General features: G+C 57.5%; 17 protein-coding genes. 9 read left to right on the top strand and 8 right to left on the bottom strand.

What is annotated here, in order from left to right; translation table 11 throughout:
- Window positions 1–401: 401 nt before the first annotated feature.
- On the top strand, window positions 402–1,517 hold the full coding sequence (gene gcvT, locus L881_RS0111120) for a glycine cleavage system aminomethyltransferase GcvT (protein WP_025733771.1): 1,116 nt from the start codon (window positions 402–404) through the stop codon (window positions 1,515–1,517).
- Window positions 1,518–1,693: 176 nt separating this feature from the next.
- Here gcvT and L881_RS0111115 read toward each other — a convergent pair whose 3' ends face one another.
- The 6 genes from L881_RS0111115 to L881_RS0111090 form a co-directional block, all read right to left on the bottom strand.
- A complete protein-coding gene (locus tag L881_RS0111115) occupies window positions 1,694–2,344 on the bottom strand; it encodes an alpha-ketoglutarate-dependent dioxygenase AlkB family protein (protein WP_025733770.1) in 651 nt (216 codons plus the stop codon).
- 12 nt (window positions 2,345–2,356) lie between these two features.
- Window positions 2,357–2,917 (bottom strand): phosphatase PAP2 family protein, encoded by a 561-nt coding sequence (locus L881_RS0111110; RefSeq protein ID WP_025733769.1) that lies wholly within the window; start codon window positions 2,915–2,917, stop codon window positions 2,357–2,359.
- Window positions 2,910–4,115, bottom strand: a complete 1,206-nt coding sequence (locus L881_RS0111105; RefSeq protein WP_025733768.1) for a glycosyltransferase family 4 protein — start codon at window positions 4,113–4,115, stop codon at window positions 2,910–2,912. Before L881_RS0111105 ends, L881_RS0111110 begins: the two co-directional genes overlap by 8 nt.
- Window positions 4,115–5,050, bottom strand: coding sequence for a M23 family metallopeptidase (locus L881_RS13265; protein ID WP_025733767.1), 936 nt, complete (start codon window positions 5,048–5,050; stop codon window positions 4,115–4,117). Before L881_RS13265 ends, L881_RS0111105 begins: the two co-directional genes overlap by 1 nt.
- 435 nt (window positions 5,051–5,485) lie before the next feature.
- Window positions 5,486–6,022 (bottom strand): response regulator transcription factor, encoded by a 537-nt coding sequence (locus L881_RS0111095; RefSeq protein WP_025733766.1) that lies wholly within the window; start codon window positions 6,020–6,022, stop codon window positions 5,486–5,488.
- 348 nt (window positions 6,023–6,370) lie between these two features.
- A complete protein-coding gene (locus L881_RS0111090) occupies window positions 6,371–7,639 on the bottom strand; it encodes an ATP-binding protein (RefSeq protein WP_025733765.1) in 1,269 nt (422 codons plus the stop codon).
- A gap of 768 nt (window positions 7,640–8,407) precedes the next feature.
- Between L881_RS0111090 and L881_RS0111080 the strand changes: the two genes are divergently transcribed.
- The 3 genes from L881_RS0111080 (at window position 8,408) to L881_RS0111065 (ending at window position 11,838) form a co-directional block, all read left to right on the top strand.
- Complete coding sequence (locus L881_RS0111080; RefSeq protein ID WP_025733764.1) at window positions 8,408–9,994, top strand: peptide chain release factor 3; 1,587 nt, start codon at window positions 8,408–8,410, stop codon at window positions 9,992–9,994.
- 346 nt (window positions 9,995–10,340) lie between these two features.
- Entirely contained in the window at window positions 10,341–10,811 is a 471-nt protein-coding gene (gene mscL / locus L881_RS0111075; RefSeq protein WP_025733763.1) for a large conductance mechanosensitive channel protein MscL, read from the top strand.
- A gap of 262 nt (window positions 10,812–11,073) precedes the next feature.
- Window positions 11,074–11,838: a TatD family hydrolase gene (locus L881_RS0111065; RefSeq protein ID WP_025733762.1), complete on the top strand. Its 765-nt coding sequence runs from the start codon at window positions 11,074–11,076 to the stop codon at window positions 11,836–11,838.
- A 42-nt stretch (window positions 11,839–11,880) separates the two neighbouring features.
- Here the strand turns inward: L881_RS0111065 and ygfZ are convergent, their stop codons facing one another.
- Window positions 11,881–12,822: a CAF17-like 4Fe-4S cluster assembly/insertion protein YgfZ gene (ygfZ, locus tag L881_RS0111060; protein ID WP_025733761.1), complete on the bottom strand. Its 942-nt coding sequence runs from the start codon at window positions 12,820–12,822 to the stop codon at window positions 11,881–11,883.
- Window positions 12,823–12,978: 156 nt separating this feature from the next.
- On the opposite strand from ygfZ, the gene L881_RS0111055 reads away from it, so the two are divergent.
- The 5 genes from L881_RS0111055 (at window position 12,979) to L881_RS0111035 (ending at window position 19,066) form a co-directional block, all read left to right on the top strand.
- On the top strand, window positions 12,979–13,167 hold the full coding sequence (locus L881_RS0111055; protein WP_025733760.1) for a heavy-metal-associated domain-containing protein: 189 nt from the start codon (window positions 12,979–12,981) through the stop codon (window positions 13,165–13,167).
- Between the two features lie 160 nt (window positions 13,168–13,327).
- Window positions 13,328–15,358: an excinuclease ABC subunit UvrB gene (gene uvrB, locus L881_RS0111050; protein WP_025733759.1), complete on the top strand. Its 2,031-nt coding sequence runs from the start codon at window positions 13,328–13,330 to the stop codon at window positions 15,356–15,358.
- Entirely contained in the window at window positions 15,358–16,176 is an 819-nt protein-coding gene (nei, locus tag L881_RS0111045) for an endonuclease VIII (protein WP_025733758.1), read from the top strand. Before uvrB ends, nei begins: the two co-directional genes overlap by 1 nt.
- Before the next feature lie 280 nt (window positions 16,177–16,456).
- Window positions 16,457–17,881 (top strand): cardiolipin synthase, encoded by a 1,425-nt coding sequence (gene cls / locus L881_RS0111040; RefSeq protein WP_025733757.1) that lies wholly within the window; start codon window positions 16,457–16,459, stop codon window positions 17,879–17,881.
- 264 nt (window positions 17,882–18,145) lie between these two features.
- A complete protein-coding gene (locus tag L881_RS0111035) occupies window positions 18,146–19,066 on the top strand; it encodes a LysR substrate-binding domain-containing protein (RefSeq protein ID WP_025733756.1) in 921 nt (306 codons plus the stop codon).
- Window positions 19,067–19,158: 92 nt separating this feature from the next.
- Here L881_RS0111035 and L881_RS0111030 read toward each other — a convergent pair whose 3' ends face one another.
- On the bottom strand, window positions 19,159–20,103 hold the full coding sequence (locus L881_RS0111030) for a nucleoside hydrolase (RefSeq protein ID WP_025733755.1): 945 nt from the start codon (window positions 20,101–20,103) through the stop codon (window positions 19,159–19,161).
- Window positions 20,104–20,165: the final 62 nt, after the last annotated feature.

The following is a 20,165-nucleotide window of genomic DNA, read 5'->3' as shown; positions in this document are numbered from 1 at the left end:
TTTTGCTTATGAGAAAGAGCGCTGAACACACATCAATGCCTGTCAGCATGTCGCGTTGCACTGTTCCTGTAAAGCCTTTGTTGCACGCCATTGTGTGGGAAGCGGTGGTGTATAAAGGGGGGGCAAGAAGGTGTCAAGAAGGTGCCATTATGCTGAACGGCGAGGCTGACAGGCGAGTTACCTGGGTGCTCAAGCAACGTTTAACGGCGCTGGCTCTCCGGATATGCTAGTTTCCATGGCAGGGTGATTCGCGCTAGCGCCTTGCCGTATCGAGTTTTCCGTATAGAGAATAATCGTCGGCCTCTCGCTGGAGCGCTCGTTTCAGTAGTTGTTGAGATCTGCGCTTGGGGTGGCGTTTTTCCCGCCCCTGAAAACCTCTTGCTACCACAATAGGAGTGGCTATGTGTAGTTTGAAGCGTACCGCCTTGTACGACCTCCATCGCGAGCTGGGGGCGAAATTCGTGCCTTTTGCCGGATATGATATGCCGGTGCAGTACCCCATGGGCGTAAAGGGCGAGCATCTTCATACCCGCGCCCAGTGTGGCCTTTTTGATGTGTCGCATATGGGGCAGGTGGAGGTGCGCGGTGAGCAGGCGGCTGAGCGTCTTGAAACGCTGGCACCGGCAAATTTTGTGGGGCTGGCAGAAGGGCACCAGCGCTATGCGTTCTTTACCACGGAAGAAGGCGGTATCTACGACGACTTCATGACCGTTAACGCGGGGGATCATCTCTATCTGGTGGTCAATGCCGCCTGCAAGGAGCAGGATCTGGCGCTGCTGCGCACCGGTCTGGGTGGTGATGTCGAGGTCACCCTGCGCGATGACCGTGCGCTGCTGGCGTTACAAGGCCCGGCTGCCCATGCGGTGATGCTGAAAGTGCTGCCTGAAGCCACCCAACTGCTGTTCATGCAGCACGGCCGTTATCAGCATGAAGGCCATGACATCTGGGTGAGCCGTTCGGGCTATACCGGTGAGGATGGATTCGAGCTATCGCTGCCTAATGAGTACGCCGAGCGTTTTGCCCGTCTGCTGCTGGAACATCCAGAGGTGGAGCCCATCGGGTTGGGAGCGCGCGATTCACTGCGCCTTGAAGCGGGTCTGTGTCTTTATGGCAACGATATTACTCAGACCACTGATCCTGTTGCGGCTGACCTGATCTGGGCCATTGGCAAGGCGCGACGTCAGGGCGGCGAGCGTGAAGCGGGCTTTCCGGGGGCTAATGTGATCGTGTCGCGGCTGATTGAGCGTGACGACGCGCGTCGTCGGGTAGGGCTGATAGCGGAAGGTCGTGCTCCCGTGCGTGAGGGAACGGTGTTGTTCAGCGCCGATCATCATGAAGTGGGCAAGGTCACTTCGGGCACCTTCGGGCCGTCGGTAGGCAAGCCGATCATGATGGCCTACGTTGACCCCGGTGAGGCAGCGCTGGGCACCCAGCTCTTCGCAGAGGTGCGCGGCAAGCGCTTGCCGGTACAGGTCAGCCAGATGCCCTTTGTGACTACCCATTATTATCGCGGTTAGGCGGTTATCAGCGCCTGAGCCTGCTCTTGATAGCGGGCGCTGGAGCCGTCTGCTGCCAAGGGCGGGTGAGATAAGTGCATATAAGTAAATGGAATGACCGCTTATCAAGCAAACGTGCGTAGTGTGATGTGGGCAAGGTTCAGCAGAGGGAATTGCTTCAGCGAATGGGCGTTTTTTTAGGTGCTGACGATGGATCTGAAGGTCAGGCTAATACGCAGGCCGCCCCGACTACGAGCGGGAATGCCGTGTTGCAGCAATCGTTGTGAATCTGGCCCCATCAGCAGCAGGCTGCCATGGGTCAGGCGCACGTTGAAGGCTTCTCCTGCTACGCCTTTGACGGGCTTGAAGCGCATATCGCGCGCTTCTCCCAGACTAAGCGACCAGATCACAGGGTTCGGGCCGAGTTCAGGTTCATTGTCGCGATGAAATCCCATCTTGTGCTTGCCGTCCTGATAGCGGTTCAGCAGCACGCTATTCAGCGCTGGCAATGTGTGCCAGCCCTGGCGCTGGGCGACTTCCTGCTGAATTGCCTCCAGCCGTTGACGAAGCGCCAATAGCTGGGGCGTCCAGGGTTCAGGCTCAAAGTGGGTGCCGGAGTAGCGATAAGCGCTGCCAGCATCACCTACCCACACCTGATGGCGAGGTATCGGATGCTGTTTGCCGTAAAGGGTGATGGAGGGCTGCTGCCATGGCAGCTCACGGTCGAATTGCGCCAGCAGTTGGTCGGCGTCTGTGGCGGGTAGCCATTGAGGGAGAAACCACAACGGCCAGGGAGCCAAGGCCGTTTGCGTGGTAAGAGCGCAGGCATCCTGCTGCGGTGTGTTCATCAGGCTGGCAGATCAGAACCAGCCGACAAATGCCGAATCAATGGCATAGATGCCAAGATGGGCGATAGCGAAGCCCAGTAGAGCACCGGCAGCCACGTCAGTGAGATAGTGCAAGCCAAGCACTACCCGTGATGCCATGACGATAACGGCGAAGGGAGCCACAATCGGCAGCAGATGCGGCACGTAGTTATGTGTCAGGGTCAGGAACATCACCGCATGCAGCGTATGGCCGCTGGGAAAGCTGTAGCGATCAAGCGGCGGCATGGTGCAGGGGATGACGTTGTATGAAATATACGGGCGTTCGCGCGCCAGCAGGTTTTTCAGGAAGCGGTATACAAGCCCGCCGAAGGCGGCGCACAGCCCCCAGCCAACCGCCAAAGCCCAATAGCGGGTGCCATAAATCATGGGCAGAGTGACACACAGCGCAATCCAGGCCGGATAGTCACCCAACCAACTGGCCTTGCGCAGAATCCACAGCAAGGGTTTGTATGCGCCGAGGCGGGCTATGCGGTTACAGGCTCGCCACTCAAGCATGTCAAGGCGCTTGAACAAGGGATACATCTTTTCACGCATCCTTCACCTCCTGAGCCTCATGTAAGTAGTGCGTAAATAATACACCAATTTTCTCCCAACTGAGTTCCAGTACTCTCTGGCGAGCACGCTGCCCTTGCAAGCGTACTGCTTCCGGATCAGCGGCGAGCTGTGTCGCTCTTTCGATGAACTCAGCGTTATTGTCGAGCGGGATCGTTACGCCATTGTGACCGTCACTGATCAGTTCACCGGCGGCGGCATAGTGGAAGGCAACGGTTGCCAGACCGCTTGCCATCGCTTCGATCACGACATTGCCGTAGGTCTCTGAACGAGACGGGAAGAGAAACATGTCGGCACTCGCGTAATAGCGCGCCAATTGTTCGTCACGCTTGAAACCGGCAAAGTGCGCCCACGGCAAGCGTTTCTCCATCTCCGCACGCAGCGGGCCATCGCCCACGATCACCGCAATCTGATGAGGGTGAGCTGCTTTCAGCGCTTCCAGCGTACCAATCAGTACTTCAACGTTTTTCTCTACCGCCAGACGGCCTACGTGTAGCGCAACACACTCATCGTCACCGGCGTGCCACTCCTGGCGCAGCGAGGATGAACGGAATTCAGGCGAAAAGCGCGTTGGATCAAGGCCGCGCCCCATCACTTCGACACGTTGAAAGCCGTTATCGTGCATCCGCGTTGCCTGTCTCTGCGTAGGCACCAGGGTAATGGCTGTCTTGTTATGAAAGCGGCGCAAAAAGCTGCGCACAAAAGGCCGTACCATGCGCAGCAGAATGTAATGCTGGCTATAGAAGTCAAAATTGGTATGGAAGCCGCTGACCATCGGAATGCCAAGCTGCCGTGCCGCACGCACTGCCACCATGCCAAGCGGGCCTTCAGTAGCGATGTAAAGCACATCAGGCCGGTGCGCACGCCAGAACTCGCGCAGCGTACCGGGCATAACTCCTCCCATGTGCACGCCATCGTAATCGAAGACCGGCAGGGCGCGAACGTGCAGCTCATGCTCCATGCGTGCGTCGTGACTGCCATCATCCGGGGTCGGGCGCACCAGTTGCAGCGGATAGCCGTGACGATGAAGGTGCTCGACCAGTTGCGACAGCGTATGGGTAACGCCATTGATTTCGGGGTGCCAGGTTTCGCTGACAAAGCACACGTCAAGCACCGCCGCTGGCGTGGTATCTGTCACCGCTGGGCCGGGTGTCTGTCCAGTACCAGTATGAGCAGCCATTACTTTTTCAGCACTCTACGTGGGTCGACGGGTTTGCCTGCGTGACGCACATCGAACAGTAGCTGGCCCGAATAGCTGCCGCTGCTGCCGATGGAACATACCGGCGCGCCCTGGCGTATCTTCTGGCCAACCGACACCTGCAAGGTATCGCACTGCGCATAGACACTCTGCATGTTATTGGCGTGGTGAATAATGACCACGTTGCCGAGCTGACGCATGCTGGCCGCAAATCTGACGGTGCCGGTGTCGGCAGCCTTGACGCGATAGTCAGAAGTGGCACTGAGCAGCATCGGCTCCAGCGTACCGCTGCCATTGACACCGAATTCGCGCACCACTCGGGCATTGGTCAGCGGCCATTGCCAGTTTTTCACTGCGGCAGGAATAGGCGCAGCGGGTGCTGCCCGTGATGCCGCAATCTGACGCTGACGGGCGGCGGAGGCGCCGGTGCCACTGCTGACCCCATGCTGTGGAATCCAGATCAATCGGCCAACGCTCAAATTACTGGCACTGAGGCCCCGGTTGGCACTCTGGATCGAAGAGACCGATGAAGAGAATTGCTGGCTGAGGCCGGCAAGGGTATCGCCCTGGCGAATGCGATAGCGATAGGCACCGCTGCCCGGGGTACGCTCCTCGCTATCAGGCAATCTGATGCGCTGTCCCACTTCCAGACGATCAGGGTGAACGCTGGGGTTCATGCGCGTAAGCCGTAGCGCTGGAATGTTATTGCGGCGCGCGATCGTGCCCATGGTGTCGCCACGTTCAACACTGTACCAGCCACCAGGCCCCTGACCGCCGCCGGACGTTGCACAGGCCCCCAGGGTGAGCAGGGTCACTAATGCAACCGCCGCTGTCAGAGGGCGAACGAGGCGCTGAGTAGCAGTAGTCAAGGCATTACCCGGCAAAGCAGTACGGTAGCGAGGCGAAGCGTAGTTCATGCGGTAACGTCGATCCTTGATGTGGTATGCGCAGTGAGGGCAGTACGCAATATCGTGCTGTTGGTAATGTGGAAGACTAATCAAGCGAGTGTAGTAGCAAAATCGCCACCTGTACGCTGGGCGGCGCATTATTTGGGTTGCCCACCGGCCGGCTTGCCTGCATCCATGCACGAATAACCTGCCTTGACCCATTGATGGCCCTCAGGATAGCCAACAATTGTCGCATAAGCAGAGTTTTCCTTCATTACTGAATCTCGCCACTGGCGGTCGTAGCCAGTGTCTGGAGATATCACAGTAACGGCATGATAGCGCGCAGGCACTCACTCAATCGTCGCGTTTTCCACGCTGGTTATTGTGCTCGCTCACTTCGACAGCGCTACACCGAGTGTCGGGCACAGTGGCCGCTTGTCTGCCGCGACGCGAGAAAACGTTTTTCTAACGCTTGACGGGCCGTTTCTGCAATTTTCGCTGCAATGTGCGGCGGTGCATGCCCAGACTGCGCGCTGCTGCCGAGATATTGCCGTCGTTCTCTTGCAGGACGCGCTGAATATGCTCCCAGGTCAGACGGTTGACGGAAGGAGGGTGGCTGGCGATTTCTGTATCGGGGTCAGGATCGACCTGCAACAGCGAATTCAGTACATCTTCCGCGTCTACTGGCTTGCACAGGTAATTGACAGCGCCCAGCTTGATGGCTTCCACAGCGGTGGAAATGCTTGAGTAACCGGTCAGAATCACTGCCTTGCAGTAGGGGCTGATGCGCAGCAGTTCAGGCAGAAGTTTAAGCCCTGAGCTGCGCTCCAGCTTGAGATCGACCGTGGCGTAGGCAGGAGGATGCCGGTTGGCTAACAGAAGCGCGTCGTCGGCGGTATGGGCGACCTGAACCTCAAAGCCACGCCGCTTGATGGAGCGCTCCAGTACGCGACAGAACAGTTCATCGTCATCGACGATCAGAAAGGTGTTTTCCGGTGCCATTACAGTCATCCTTGTATTGCCAGCCCGTTTACGGTGTAGGTGCACGGCGTGCTGCCGGTGCTTGCTGAAAACTCATACGGTGGAAGAGTAATCGTTCGGTTAGCGTCGTGTGTCGCTCGACTGTTTCACTCACGTGTGAAAGATAACGTCTCCTCGCGTTAGCCAGAAGCAGTTAATCGTAATAGTGGCGTTGCCATTTGTTACGCAGCTGCTCAACGGTGGATGAACTGCCGTGATCCTTCGAACCTGTTCAACGTCTGTTGCGCGTCGGCCCTACTGCGTCAGAAAAAGGCGCTGACCGCACGATGGCCGCCGAGCGAAGTAATGAGTATACGCTTGATGGCACCGCTATAGGGCCGAGTATGCCACCGGCAGTCTCACCTCGGTCAGGGTACCGCCGCCTTCGTGATTATAAAGCCTGACGCTGCCGCCGAAACGATCCAGCGTAGAGTGGGTGAGAAAGAGGCCGATGCCCATCCCTTTCGAATGGGTAGAGATAAAGGTATCCCCCAACTGATCGGCGATCTCCAGCGGCACGCCGGCCCCGTGATCGCGAATATCAAAGATGACTTCCTGATTTTCCCAGTAAAGCTGTATCTCGATATTGCTTGGATCGGCATCGGCAGCGTTGTTGAGCAGATTCATCATGGCCTGCTCAAGCGTGGCATCCACCTCGATCTGCGGGGCGCGCCCCTTGGCGATATCGAGCTGAAACTCCATATCGTGGCGCATTACGGTCCAGCGATTGATGACGCGCTTGAACCACTCACTGACATCAGCCTCTTCCATACTGCCTGCCTGCCGTCGCGCGCTATCGGCAAGGGTGCGTAAATGCGCCTTGCAGGTATCCACCTGCTGCTTTATCAAGCGGATATCTTCCTGCAACTGGGGTTGCCCTTCGGCGTCTTCCAGCATGTCGCTGACAATCACCGAGATGGTCGAGAGCGGCGTTCCCAGCTCGTGCGCCGTGCCGGCCGCTTGACTGGCCACCGCCAGAATCTGTTCGCTTCTGAGTGCCGCTTCGCGTGTGCGTGCGAGGGTACGATCACGCACGCGCAGTGCCAGTGCCATTTTGGAGATAAAGAAGATCACCAGCGCGGTGCTCAGCAGGAAGGTAATGCCCATGCCGATAACGTGCAGATTGAACGGTAGATTGGGAAGCTGGCGGGACAGCTCCGGCACTGGCACGTAGTAAAACATCAGCAGCAGATAGCTGAGAATCGCTACAGCCGCGATCAAAAGAGCGCTGCGCCAACGCAGGGTAGCGGCTGCAATGGTCACTGGCACCAGCAAATAGCTGATAGCGGGATTGGTCGCGCCTCCTGTCAGGGCGAACAGCAGCGTCAACCCCGCGATATCGACCAGCAGGTGCAGCTCATACTCTTGATCGCTGACCGCACTGGGCCTGCCCAGACGCCACCAGGTCAGCAGATTGATAATTCCCATCGCCATGATGCAAGTAATCACCAGCAGCACATTAAGGTGGAACTGCAACACATTGATGCCGAAGGTGATCACCAGCAGAAAGCCTGTCCAGGTGATGCCGCGCATCATGGTCAAGCGCACCAGGTTTTGATTGGGCGTTGAAAGGGCAATGGGCGGAGAGATGTGCGGCATGATGATCTCGACACTGACAAGGGGTTAACACTGGTCACGCAGCGTGGGGAAGGGCGCGAGCGAAGGGAGCAGTGTAGAGACTATTGCATCATGCGGCTATGCAAGAAGGGGTAATGCCAGTGTTCATGGCATCAAGGCGTGGTGTTCAATGTGTGGCGTGAAGAATAAATGGTCACGGTGTTGTAATAAAACAACACTGCCTGAGCGGTCGTCTATCTATGCCCTGTTCCCGCTTTCCATGATCGCGGTGGAGAGACCATCAAAAAAAAGCCGACCTCCAATGAGATCGGCTTTTGAATATTCTGTGGCACTGCCAGGTAGTAGTAACAAGGCTGCGCTGTGCAAGAACGCTTGTGTTATGCGGCCTTGGCCGTTGCAGTACCTTCTCTGGCAGCTTTTTCAGCCGCGCGAAGTTCGCGCATACGCTGATCTTCTTTGAGCATTACTTCGTGAGCGCATCTCATGATAGGCAGCCTCGCGTGGGTGATGTGTGATGATGGGTGTCATATTAGACTAAGGTAGTGCTCTTGTAAATTTGTTACGTACTTTTATTTCGCGGCAAAGTGTCGCGCATTGGCGCGGGTATGTTTGCTGATAGAGAAGGGCTGGACGCATGTGGGAAAATCAGTAGCCTTGGCCGGAAGCCCTCAATGCGAACCGTGCCTGGCTCGTATCCTTGCTGTACAATTTCCGCCATTCCTCGCCCCGGCACTCATGTCGATGGGCTATTTCCGATTTTTTGGCATACGCACGGTACCTACATCATCAATGGCTGATTTAACTCAGGCGCATGAAGCCTCCATACGTCGCACGTTCGCTATCATTTCACACCCTGACGCCGGTAAAACCACGTTGACCGAGAAACTGCTGCTGTTTGGTAATGCCATTCAGGTAGCGGGCGCGGTCAAAAGCAAAAAGGAAGATCGCCACGCCACTTCTGACTGGATGAAGATGGAGCAGGAGCGCGGCATCTCGGTGACCACCTCGGTCATGCAGTTTCCCTACCGCGACCGTATCGTCAATCTGCTTGATACTCCCGGGCACGAGGATTTCTCGGAGGATACCTACCGCACCCTGACCGCGGTCGATTCGGCGCTGATGGTGGTGGATGCCGCCAAGGGTGTTGAGGATCGCACCATCAAGCTGATGGAAGTGTGCCGGCTGCGGGATACGCCGATTCTTACCTTCATCAACAAGATGGATCGTGAAACCCGTGATCCTATCGAAGTGATGGATGAGATCGAGACGGTGCTGTCGATCCAGTGCGCGCCAGTGACCTGGCCGGTGGGAATGGGCAAAGCTTTCAAGGGGGTGTATCACCTGCTTGAAGATCGCGTCTATCTCTACACCCAGGGGCAGGGCAATCGTATTCCTGATGAAAAATTCATCGAAGGGCTTGCCAGCAGTGAGCTGGATGATGTGTTGGGCAGCTATGCAGCAGAAGAGCTGCGCGATGAAATCGAGCTGGTGCGCGGTGCGTCCAACGAGTTTGATCTGGACGCCTATCGGCGTGGCGAGCTGACCCCTGTGTTTTTCGGTACGGCCATGGGCAATTTTGGCGTTCGCGAAATGCTCAACGGCTTTGTCGAATATGCTCCGGCGCCGCAGGTGTATCACACCGATGCGCGTGAAGTGCGGGCAGAGGATGAGCAGTTCAGCGGATTCGTGTTCAAGATTCAGGCCAATATGGACCCGCGCCACCGCGACCGCGTGGCCTTCCTGCGCGTCTGTTCCGGGCGTTACACCCGCAATATGAAGATGCGCCATGTGCGTATCGGCAAGGATGTGAAAATTGCCGACGCGCTCACCTTTATGGCTTCTGACCGCTCCCATGTGGAAGAAGCGTGGCCGGGCGACATTATTGGTCTGCACAACCACGGCACCATTCAGATCGGTGATACCTTCAGCGATGGCGAGGATATGCGCTTCACCGGTATTCCTCACTTTGCGCCGGAGCTGTTCCGCCGCGTGCGTCTCAAGGACCCGCTGAAGACCAAGGCGCTGCACAAGGGGCTACAGCAGCTCTCCGAAGAGGGCGCTACCCAGATGTTCATGCCGCTCAACAATAACGACCTGATTGTCGGTGCCGTCGGCATGTTGCAGTTTGATGTGGTGGCTCACCGCTTGCTCAATGAGTACAAGGTGGAGTGCATTTACGAGCCGGTCAATGTGCACACGGCGCGCTGGTTGCAGGCTGATAGCCGCAAGCTTGACGAATTGAAGCGTAAGTCGAGTGAGAACCTTGCCATCGACGGCGGGGGCTTCCTCACGTATCTGGCACCTACGCGCGTCAATTTGCAATTGATGGAAGAGCGCTGGCCTGACGTTAACTTCCGCGCTACCCGAGAGCATTGACAGGCTATTTGCCACGGCATGCGTCTCGCGATTAGAGGGGGCGAGCGAATGCGTTTGCCGTGGGGTGACTGTGGTTGAAGTGAAGACGCTCTACGTTTTTGGCTGCACAAGGGGAAGTGCGCTGTTTCTTCGCTGAAGGTTAAGATGCGTGGAAATAGTGTGTAAACTTCAGGTATCGGTGTTTCCCGTTCCTGGATAGGGAAAGGAGCGGGGTTCACAGCGACATACCGTTTTTCCAGTGTTTTCGGGTCAAATGAACGGCATCCCGGCATGAGAAAAACGGGTGAAAATCCCCGGTAACAACTAAAACGAAAGAGTGTCTTCCACATCACCTTGAGGAGCAGCCATGAAAGGTTTTTTGAAAGATTTCCGCGAGTTTGCGGTCAAGGGCAACGTCATCGACATGGCGATTGGTATCGTGATCGGTGCCGCCTTCACAGCCATCGTCAATAATCTGGTCAAGAACATTCTGACCCCCTTTATTGGGCTGTTGACCGGCGGTATCGACTTCACCAACCTCTTCATTACCCTGAAAGAGGGCGCGACAGCAGGCCCCTACCCGACCCTGGAAGCTGCTCAGCAGGCGGGCGCGGTGACCATTAACCTGGGGCTTTTCATCAACTCGGTCATCTCCTTTGTGATCGTGGCATTTGTCTGCTTCCTGCTGGTGCGCGGTATTGCCAAGCTGCACCGTGAGAAAGCTGCGGAAGTCGCCGCTGCCGAACCAACCACCAAGGTGTGCGGCTATTGCTTTACCGATGTGCCGATCAAAGCGACTCGCTGCCCGCACTGCACTTCCGAGCTTGGCACGGCCTAGTTTCCGCTACTATTCAGGCGAGTACCTCACTCGCTGATAAGCGCGCAGTAACCAACAACGCCGCAGGGATTCATCTCTCTGCGGCTTTTATATGGATGAAGCAAAAGTGGAAGGAAGCGCTGATGTTGCCCTGTCGCTGACAATCATGGGGAGCAGCGTCACTGGCATGTGGTGCATTGCGCCTGCCAATGGTGGGTGTGTAAAAGGTTCTGATAGGCTGGCAGCCTGATGGATCATTTGCCTGGCGCGTTAGGAGCTGCACATGTTGATTGATGCACACTGCCACCTTACTGCCTTTGCCGATACCAGCGCGGTGTTGGCCGAATCGCGGGCAGCGGGCGTTTCGGCATTTGTGTCGGCGGCTACTGACAGGGCCAGTTGGAAACCGCTTGTGACGCTGAGGAATCAGGCTCCGAACGTCGCTATCGCCCTTGGCTTGCATCCATTGTTCGAGCATCGCCTGATCGGGGCTGATCACGATCTCGATGCGTTGGAAGCGCTGTTGGATTCGACTCCTTCACCCATGGTTGCGGTGGGGGAATGTGGGGTAGACAAGCGTTTTGAAAGCGATGCCCAGTGGCGGTTGTTTGATGCCCAGCTAGGGTTGGCCGAGCAGTATGGGGTGCCGATAGTGGTGCACTGCGTCCAGCTTAACGATCAGGTAGCCAAGCTGCTGCGCGCCCATCCTCGGCTGGTGGGCGGGCTGATTCATGGCTTCAGCGGCAGCCCCGTGCAGGCGCAGCGGTTCATTGATCAAGGCTACGTAATAGGCATTGGCGGTGCTGTTACCTTCGAGCGCGCCCAAAAGCTGAAGCGGGTGGTCAAGGCACTGCCCGAACACGGTTTCGTGCTGGAAACTGACGCTCCCGATATGCTGCCCGCCTCCCTGCGCGGGCGCGCCGAATATAATGTGCCCGCGAATCTGCGTATCGTAGCTAAAGAGGTGGCCGCGTTGCGCCAGATAACGCTGGAGCAACTGGGCGAATGCACAACTGCCAATGTGCGGCGTGTGTTTGGTGACTGGTAGGAAGAAGTCTCGCCACAGGGCTGGCGAGACATGCAGGGAAGGCTACTGTTCGTCGAGCGCCGCCACTCTGGTTTCGGGGTCGAGACGCTCGATGGCATAGGGCAGCGGTTGCTCGCTCAACAGAACATCTCCGACGTACAGCTCACGAGGCTCCTCGCTTAACGAAACCACTGCCAGCAGTTCGGTAATGCCCTGATAGTGTTGAGCCGCGACCACGCTACCTACCGAGCGCTGCCGAGCGTTATCCATCACGGCGGCATCGCGCTCAATGGCATCGCTGGCGGCACTGAAGCGCGCCAGACGCTTCTTGACCTGCCCACGATAGTGAGCGCGTGCGACCACTTCCTGCCCGGTATAACAGCCCTTTTTGAAGCTGATACCGCCCAGCGCCTCCCAGTTGATCATTTGCGGAAGCCAGGCATCGGATTGGCTGGCACCGATCCACACGAAGCCTGCGCGAATATCCTCAAACCACCAGTGGGCCTGAGCGCCATCGGTTTCAATCGGCGTTTCACTGATGATCAGCCAGCGCTGCGTGCCTAATGCTGCCAGCGCAATGCGGTGCTGCTCGGCTGTCATGGCGCCCGCCATTTCAGGCAGCTCCGTCATTCCCAGAGTGGTTTGCAACGCTTTTTGATCACCGCTGGCGCCTGCAATGTACAGATCGTTGCGCAGGCTCAGGGTGGCCTTGAAAAACACGCCGTACTTGGTCAGGTGGGCCTTGAGGGTTTCCGCGATACTGGCGTCGCACAGCAGCCAATAGCGCTCCGGCTCAGGCCGAATCAGTTGCACGTTCGCGATAACGCGGCCTTTCGGCGTGCAAAATACCCCCAGCGGAGCATAGTGCCCATTGGCGTGGGCAAGATTGGCACTGACCTGACCCTGCAAAAAGCGCTCGGCATCCTTGCCGGCGACTTCGACAATGCTTAAACCTGACAGCAAAGCGACTTCGTTCGCGTTAGAGATAGCGGTGGTATCGCTCATCGCGCTACGCACTCCTTGAAAGAAATAGTAGAAACATTGCGTCACACTATCAGGGCGCGGGCGGCCTATTTCAATCGCTCTGGAAGGAGAGGGGCGCTAAAATGGGCGGGTGCCTGCGGTGCGGGCGGTAACATTTTTGGCAAAGAGGACAATGGCATGGCGACAACGCTGACACTGGAAGGGCTGACCTCAGTAGCAGACGTGAACAAGGTAACGGCGGCGCTGATCGAACAGGATGGCGTTGATAACGTGGAAGTTGGGCGCGAGTGGGCGCAGGTAGAAGGGCAGGCGCGTCGCGATGCTCTGATAAAGGCAGTCCACAAGGCCGGTTTCAAGGCAAAGTAGTAAAGGCAGCCACCGACGGGTTGTAATTGGTCGTTTCGGCCTATATGTAGTGAGTCCTTCCCTATATTTGGTGCTTTTGGGTGCGGCATCCGCTTTGGCGGTGGGTGCCGCACATAAGTGACAGCACGCAAGTCTATCCCGTTTCGATTAGGAGAGAGCGATGAACAAGCCTTTCAGCATCCAGTCGCGTTACCAACCGGCCGGTGATCAGCCTGCGGCAATCGACGCTCTCGTCAATGGCATCGAAGCGGGGCTGGCGCACCAAACGCTTTTGGGGGTTACCGGTTCGGGCAAAACCTTCACCATGGCTAACGTGGTGGAGCGCTTGCAGCGTCCGACCATCGTGCTGGCGCCCAACAAAACGCTGGCCGCTCAGCTCTATGGCGAGTTCAAGTCGTTTTTCCCCGACAATGCGGTGGAATATTTCGTCTCCTACTACGACTACTATCAGCCGGAAGCCTATGTGCCGTCGTCGGATACCTTTATCGAAAAGGACGCTTCCATCAATGACCATATCGAGCAGATGCGGCTATCGGCCACCAAGGCGCTGCTGGAGCGTCGTGATGCGCTGATCGTGGTGTCGGTATCGGCCATTTATGGTCTGGGCGACCCTGACCAATATAAGCAGATGCGCCTGCACTTCAACCGTGGCGAGCAGATTGATCAGCGCACCTTCCTGCGCCGTCTGGCGGAGCTGCAATACACCCGCAACGATATGGATTTCAGCCGCGGTACCTACCGGGTACGCGGTGATGTGATCGACATCTTCCCCGCCGATGCCGAGGATGAAGCGGTGCGTGTCGAGCTGTTTGACGATGAGATCGACACCATTAGCCTGTTCGATCCGCTCACGGGCGAGGTTCGCAGCAAGGTGCCGCGCATGACGGTCTACCCGAAATCCCACTACGTGACGCCGCGCGAGACCATTCTTGGTGCCATTGATCACATCAAGGACGAATTGAAGGAGCGCCTCGAACAGCTGCGTGACAGCAATAAGCTGGTAGAAGCGCAGCGCCTTGAACAGCGTTCGCTCTACGATATCGAAATGATGCTGGAGCTGGGGTACTGCAACGGTATCGAAAACTACTCACGCTATCTGTCGGGGCGTCAGCCCGGTGAGGCGCCGCCTACCTTCTTCGATTATCTGCCCAATGATGCGCTGCTGTTTATTGATGAATCCCACGTCAGCGTGCCGCAGGTGGGGGGCATGTATCGCGGCGACCGCTCGCGCAAGGAGACGCTGGTGGAATATGGCTTCCGCCTGCCTTCCGCGCTGGATAACCGACCGATGAAGTTCGAGGAGTGGGAGGGCATTATTCCGCAGACCATCTTTGTCTCTGCAACGCCCGGTACCTATGAAGAGGAGCACGCGGGGCAGGTGGTCGAGCAGGTGGTAAGGCCCACCGGATTGCTTGACCCTGAAGTGGAGGTGCGTCCAGCCACGACCCAGGTCGATGATCTGCTCTCCGAGGCGCGTGCGCGCATTGAAGTCGGCGAGCGCGTGCTGGTGACCACGCTAACCAAGCGCATGGCCGAAGATCTCACCGAATATCTCGACGAGCACGATATTCGTGTCCGCTATCTGCACTCCGATATAGATACCGTTGAGCGCGTGGAGATTATCCGTGATCTGCGCCTCGGTAAATTTGACGTGCTGGTCGGGATTAACCTGCTGCGTGAAGGTCTGGATATTCCTGAAGTGTCGCTGGTCGCGATCCTTGATGCCGACAAGGAAGGTTTCCTGCGTGCGACTCGCTCGCTGATTCAGACCATCGGGCGTGCGGCGCGTAATGCTCACGGCAAGGCGATTCTTTACGGTGATCGCATCACTGACTCGATGCGGAGAGCGATGGATGAAACCGAGCGGCGTCGCGCCAAACAGATCGCCTTCAATGAAGAGCATGGCATCGTGCCTAAAACGGTGCACAAAAGTGTTGCGGATATCATGGAAGGAGCACGCGCACCCGGTACTCGAAGAGGCAAGAAACGCGGCGACAGCTCCAGCGCGGCAAGTGCCGAGCAGCAGCCGCTTGAAGCGATGTCACAGCAGCAGTTGGAGCGTGAGCGTAGTCGTCTTGAGGATGAAATGCGCAAGGCAGCCCAGCAGCTGGAGTTCGAACAGGCGGCCCAGCTTCGTGATCGCCTGCATCAGCTTAACGAGCGCATGCTCGCTGAAGGCGTTGCGCCCTGATGCCGGAAGGCCCCGAAATTCGGCGTCTTGCGGATCGTCTGGACAAGGTGCTGGCGAATTATCCGCTGGAGCGTGTGTGGTGCGCCTTTGAGGGCATTCAACGACGCGCTGCCCATCTGCAAGGACGGCGCATTCTGCGAATAGAGAGCCGTGGCAAGGCGCTGTTGACGCACTTTGATGAAGGCTCGGTGATCTATAGCCATAACCAGCTATACGGTGTGTGGCGCGTGGTGGCCCACGGTGCTGAAGTTATCGGCAAGCGCTCGCCGCGTCTGCTGCTGGCGACCCAGCGGCACGATGCCTGGCTGTTGAGTGCTTCGGATATTGAGCTGCTGGATGAGCGTGAGCTTTGCCAGCACCGCTTTATTGCAGCGCTTGGCCCCGATCCGCTCGCAGCCGACACCGATGCGGATCGTCTACTGGCGCATATGACCCAGCCGTGTTTTGCCTCGCGCCAGTTCGGCCCGCTGCTGCTGGAGCAGCGCTTTATCGCTGGTGTGGGCAACTATCTGCGCTCAGAGATCCTGTTTTTTGCCGGCTTGTTGCCCACTCATCGCATCAAGGAGCTTGTGCCGCAGCAGCAGCGTCAGTTGGCGGAGATTATCCTTACCGTCTGTCGGCGCGCCTATCGCCATGCCGGTGTCACCAATACTCAGGCGTGGCGTGAGCCGATGATCGCAGCAGGGCAGCCACGGCAACGCTGGCGTCATGCGGTCTTCAATCGTGCCGGTGAGCCGTGCCACGCCTGCGGCTCGCTCATTCAGCGCTGTAATGTCGCCACGCGGCGGCTGTACTACTGCCCGGCCTGCCAACGCTGACGAAGGGCATCGTCTTGTAAGTCGAGATCGGGAAAAAAGAGGGGTGTCGTTGGGCGGCGTTGAGCGATGGTAGCGTCGAAAGCATCCTGCCAAGGGCTATTCTCATACTCGGCGGTGAGAAAAATGTTTCCGGCCCGCGTTCGCCGCAATACGGAGCTGCGGCGAAGAATACCATCCTGTCCAGCGAATCAGGGTGATTCCATTCACCAGCTCGGTTATCCTCTAGCAATCTTTATTCGGCTGCTGTCAGTGCAGCGTGATTTACGGCGGCTGGAAGTGCATGACGGCGATTATCGGTGGGTTATTCATCCTTGTAGTGCATGTGCTGGGCGTTGCCTCAGCCATGCGTGCGCTTATGTCGAGCCGCACGTCTCAAGGCGCAATCGCGTGGATTATCTCGCTGATTACCTTCCCCTATATTGCACTTCCCGCGTTCTGGATTCTCGGACGGCCGCGCTTTTACGGTTACGTTAGCGCGCGTGAAGAGCGTGAGAATGAGCTGCGCGACGCACTTGAGGGGGTGGCCGAGCGCTTTACGCCGTTCCTGCCGCACCTGCATACCCACAATGGTCGGGTGAGAGCTGTAGAGCGTCTTGCCATGATGCCACTCACCAGCGGTAATCAGGTTGAACTGCTGATAGATGGCACCCCCGCCTTTGAGAGCATGTTTCAGGGCCTGGAAAATGCTCGGGAATATGTGCTGATTCAGTTTTTCATTATTCGCCATGATCGCCTCGGGCTAGCGCTACAGCAGCAAATGAAAGCCTGCGCCGAACGAGGGGTGCGGGTCTGTTTTATCTACGATGAGATTGGCAGCCACCAGATGCCGGAGCGCTTTTTCACCGAGCTGCGTTCGGCGGGCGTTGAAGTAACGCCATTTGGTTCGTCGCGAGGTTGGCGGCATCGCTTTCAGGTCAATTTCCGCAATCATCGCAAGCTGATGGTGGTCGATGGCCGTCAGGGCTGGGTAGGTGGTCTTAATGTAGGCGTTGAGTACCTGGGCGAAAAGCGTCGTGTTGGTGCGTGGCGCGATACCCATATGTCACTGCTTGGCCCTTCGGTACTGGGGTTGCAGGCAGCATTCTGGGAGGACTGGTACTGGGCCACCGGTGATGTTCTGCCGCTTGAATGGCAGCCGCAGGCCGCGCCGCAAAGCGATCAGCATGTGATTATTGTGCCTTCCGGGCCGGCGGATCGCATTGATACCGCGGGCCTGATGGTGCAGAACGCCATTCATACGGCCAAGCACCGTATCTGGATTACCAGCCCCTATTTCGTGCCGGATCAGAGCGTGCAGGATGCGCTTAAGCTGGCAGCGCTGCGTGGGGTTGAGGTGCGTATCATGATTCCTGAGCGCCCCGATCATCTGCTGGTCTATCTTTCAGCGTTCTCCTTTCTTGGTGACATGATTCGTGCAGGCGTGGGCATTTACCGCTATCAGCCGGGCTTTTTGCACCAGAAGGTGATGCTGATTGATGACCACACCGGTGCGGTCGGGACGGTCAACCTGGATAATCGTTCCTTCCGACTCAACTTCGAGATTACCGGTTATGTGATTGATCACCATTTTGCCGCTGAAGTAGAAGCGATGCTCAGCGAGGATTTTGCCAATAGTCGCCGCGTGGATATCAGTGAAATCTCGGAGCGCCCCATCTGGCGCAAGCTGATGTCGCGCGCGGCCTATTTGCTGGCGCCGGTACAGTAACGAATATAGCGGTGAAGAGAGGATCAGCTTGCCCCTGAGGCTTGTCGATGTTCGTGGAGCTTGCCGTAGCTGGCTTCAGCCAGTAGGGTGCGTCAGCCGCTGGTTCATAAACGGTTTAAGCCAGGTACGCCACCCTTTCCCGGTGCATGCGACCCACCCGAGCGGCAGTCAATAACAATAGTGAATGGCGGGAATGTGTCATTGTTACGCTTATTGTTGGCAGCGATACCATTTTTCAAGAAGCAGCGGTAAGCGAGTGAACAGATGAATTTGGAAACCAAGTGGCTGGAAGATCTAGTGGCACTCGCTGCTGCGCGCAGTTTCTCTGCGGCGGCGCGCAAGCGCTATGTCACTCAGCCCGCTTTCAGTCGCCGTATTCGCTCGCTGGAGCAGGCGGTGGGGGCCAGGCTGGTGGATCGCTCGACAACGCCCGTTAGCCTGACCGCCGAAGGCCAGCTGTTCTTGATTACGGCGCGCAATCTGGTCGGGCAGCTCAATGAGTGTATCCACCACTTGCATGGCCTTGAAAGTGCCAATGAAAAGCTGGATGTTGCCGCGGCGCACTCATTGGCGCTTGCGTTCTATCCGAAGTGGATTTCGCGCTTGCAGAAGGGGGTGGGCGAGCTGCCGACCCGCCTGCTGGCGATGAATGTAGGTGACGCCACGCGCCTGCTGCGTGAGGGCAATTGCGACCTGATGCTGGCGTATTACGATCCTGACGCCAATATGCAGCTTGATAGCGAGGTCTTTCCTTCCTTTTCGATCGGGCATGCGCGGATGATTCCCGTCTCAGCTCCCAGCGAAGAAGGAGCGCCGCTGTTCAGTCTGGAAGGCGATAAAACCGACGTGCCCTATCTTGCCTATACCAGCGACGCACTGTTGGGCCGCAGTGTTGCCACCATGCTCAAGAACAACCCCTTGCGCCGTCGGTTGCGTATTGTCTATGAGACCGCGATGGCGGAAGGGCTAAAGGCGATGGCGATACAGGGCAGTGGGGTTGCCTGGATACCCGATTTCAGCGCCCGCGATGATCTACAGGCGGGGCGTTTGGTGCGCGCAGGCGGCGATCAGTGGGATATTCCGCTGGAAGTGCGCCTCTATCGCTGCTCCCTGGTACACAAACCGGGGGTAGAGCAGCTTTGGCGTCGTTTGCAAAAGCTGCCCAGGGATATGCTGAAAGCCTGATCTCGGTGGGTAGAGTGCAAAAAACCGTGATCCCCAAGTATCGGAGATCACGGTTTTTTAGTGGGGCGAGATTGGTCGCTTTCCTGTGCGGTTTAACTCACCAGCACGCTCTCCATCCAGTCAACGGCAGCCTTGCCATCCACATCAACGCAAACATCAACCAACCCGCCTTGCTGCCAGCGTTGGTCAGGGGTGGGGCGATCCTCAGCGGCAAAGATGGTCTGGCCCTCTGCCGGCCCTTCGGTGACTACGCTCAGATAGCCTCGTTGGGTCTTGAACAGATCAGGGCGGCGTAGCCAGGTAACGGCGACGCTATCGTGAGGGCAGCAGCCATCAAGCTGAATGGCGTTGCGATAAAACTCAGCGTAGAAGTCGTAGCTGTGCTGCAACAGGGGGCCAAGCTTGCCCTGGCGGGCAGCAATGCGCTTCATGCGCTCGGGTTCGATCACGGTCTTCAGGGTAACATCCAGCCCTACCATGGTGAGCGGCCAGCCCGCCGTCAGCACTCGTGCTGCCGCGTGAGGGTCCGAGAATATATTGGCTTCGGCCACTGGTGTGACATTGCCGCCCTTGGCGACCGAGCCACCCATGATAACCACCTGTTTCACGCGATCCTTCACGCTGGGGTCGAGCTGTAGTGCGGTCGCCAGATTGCCCAGCGGCCCTACGGCGACCAGAGTGATTTCCCCTGGCCGTTTGCGGGTTTCGTCGATAATGAATTCAGCCGCTGTCTTGTCGACGGCGCGGCCAGTCACCTCAGGCAGCTCCTGGTTGCCCAGGCCATCGGCGCCGTGAATCCAGTCGGGTACTGGGAAGGGCTTCTTCAAAAGCGGGGCGGCAGCGCCCTGTGCGACGGGAATATCGTGTCCCGCCAGTTCGCTGAGCAGCAGCGCATTGCGCGTCGCGGTGTCGATATGCACGTTACCGAACGTCGTCGTCAGGCCGACCACCTCAATCTCGGGATCAGCCATGATAATCGCAATTGCTTGCGCATCATCAACGCCCGGGTCGGTATCAAAAATAATCGGTATAGACATGATGGCTCCCATATAAAGACCGCTTCATTATTGAAGCGGCTGGTCTCTTGTTGGCGGTAGTG

Source organism: Carnimonas nigrificans ATCC BAA-78 (genome assembly GCF_000526695.1).
Lineage (GTDB): Bacteria > Pseudomonadota > Gammaproteobacteria > Pseudomonadales > Halomonadaceae > Carnimonas > Carnimonas nigrificans.
The sequence above is the reverse complement of the archived record's forward strand: the minus strand, read 5'-3'. Positions and strand labels throughout refer to the sequence as shown.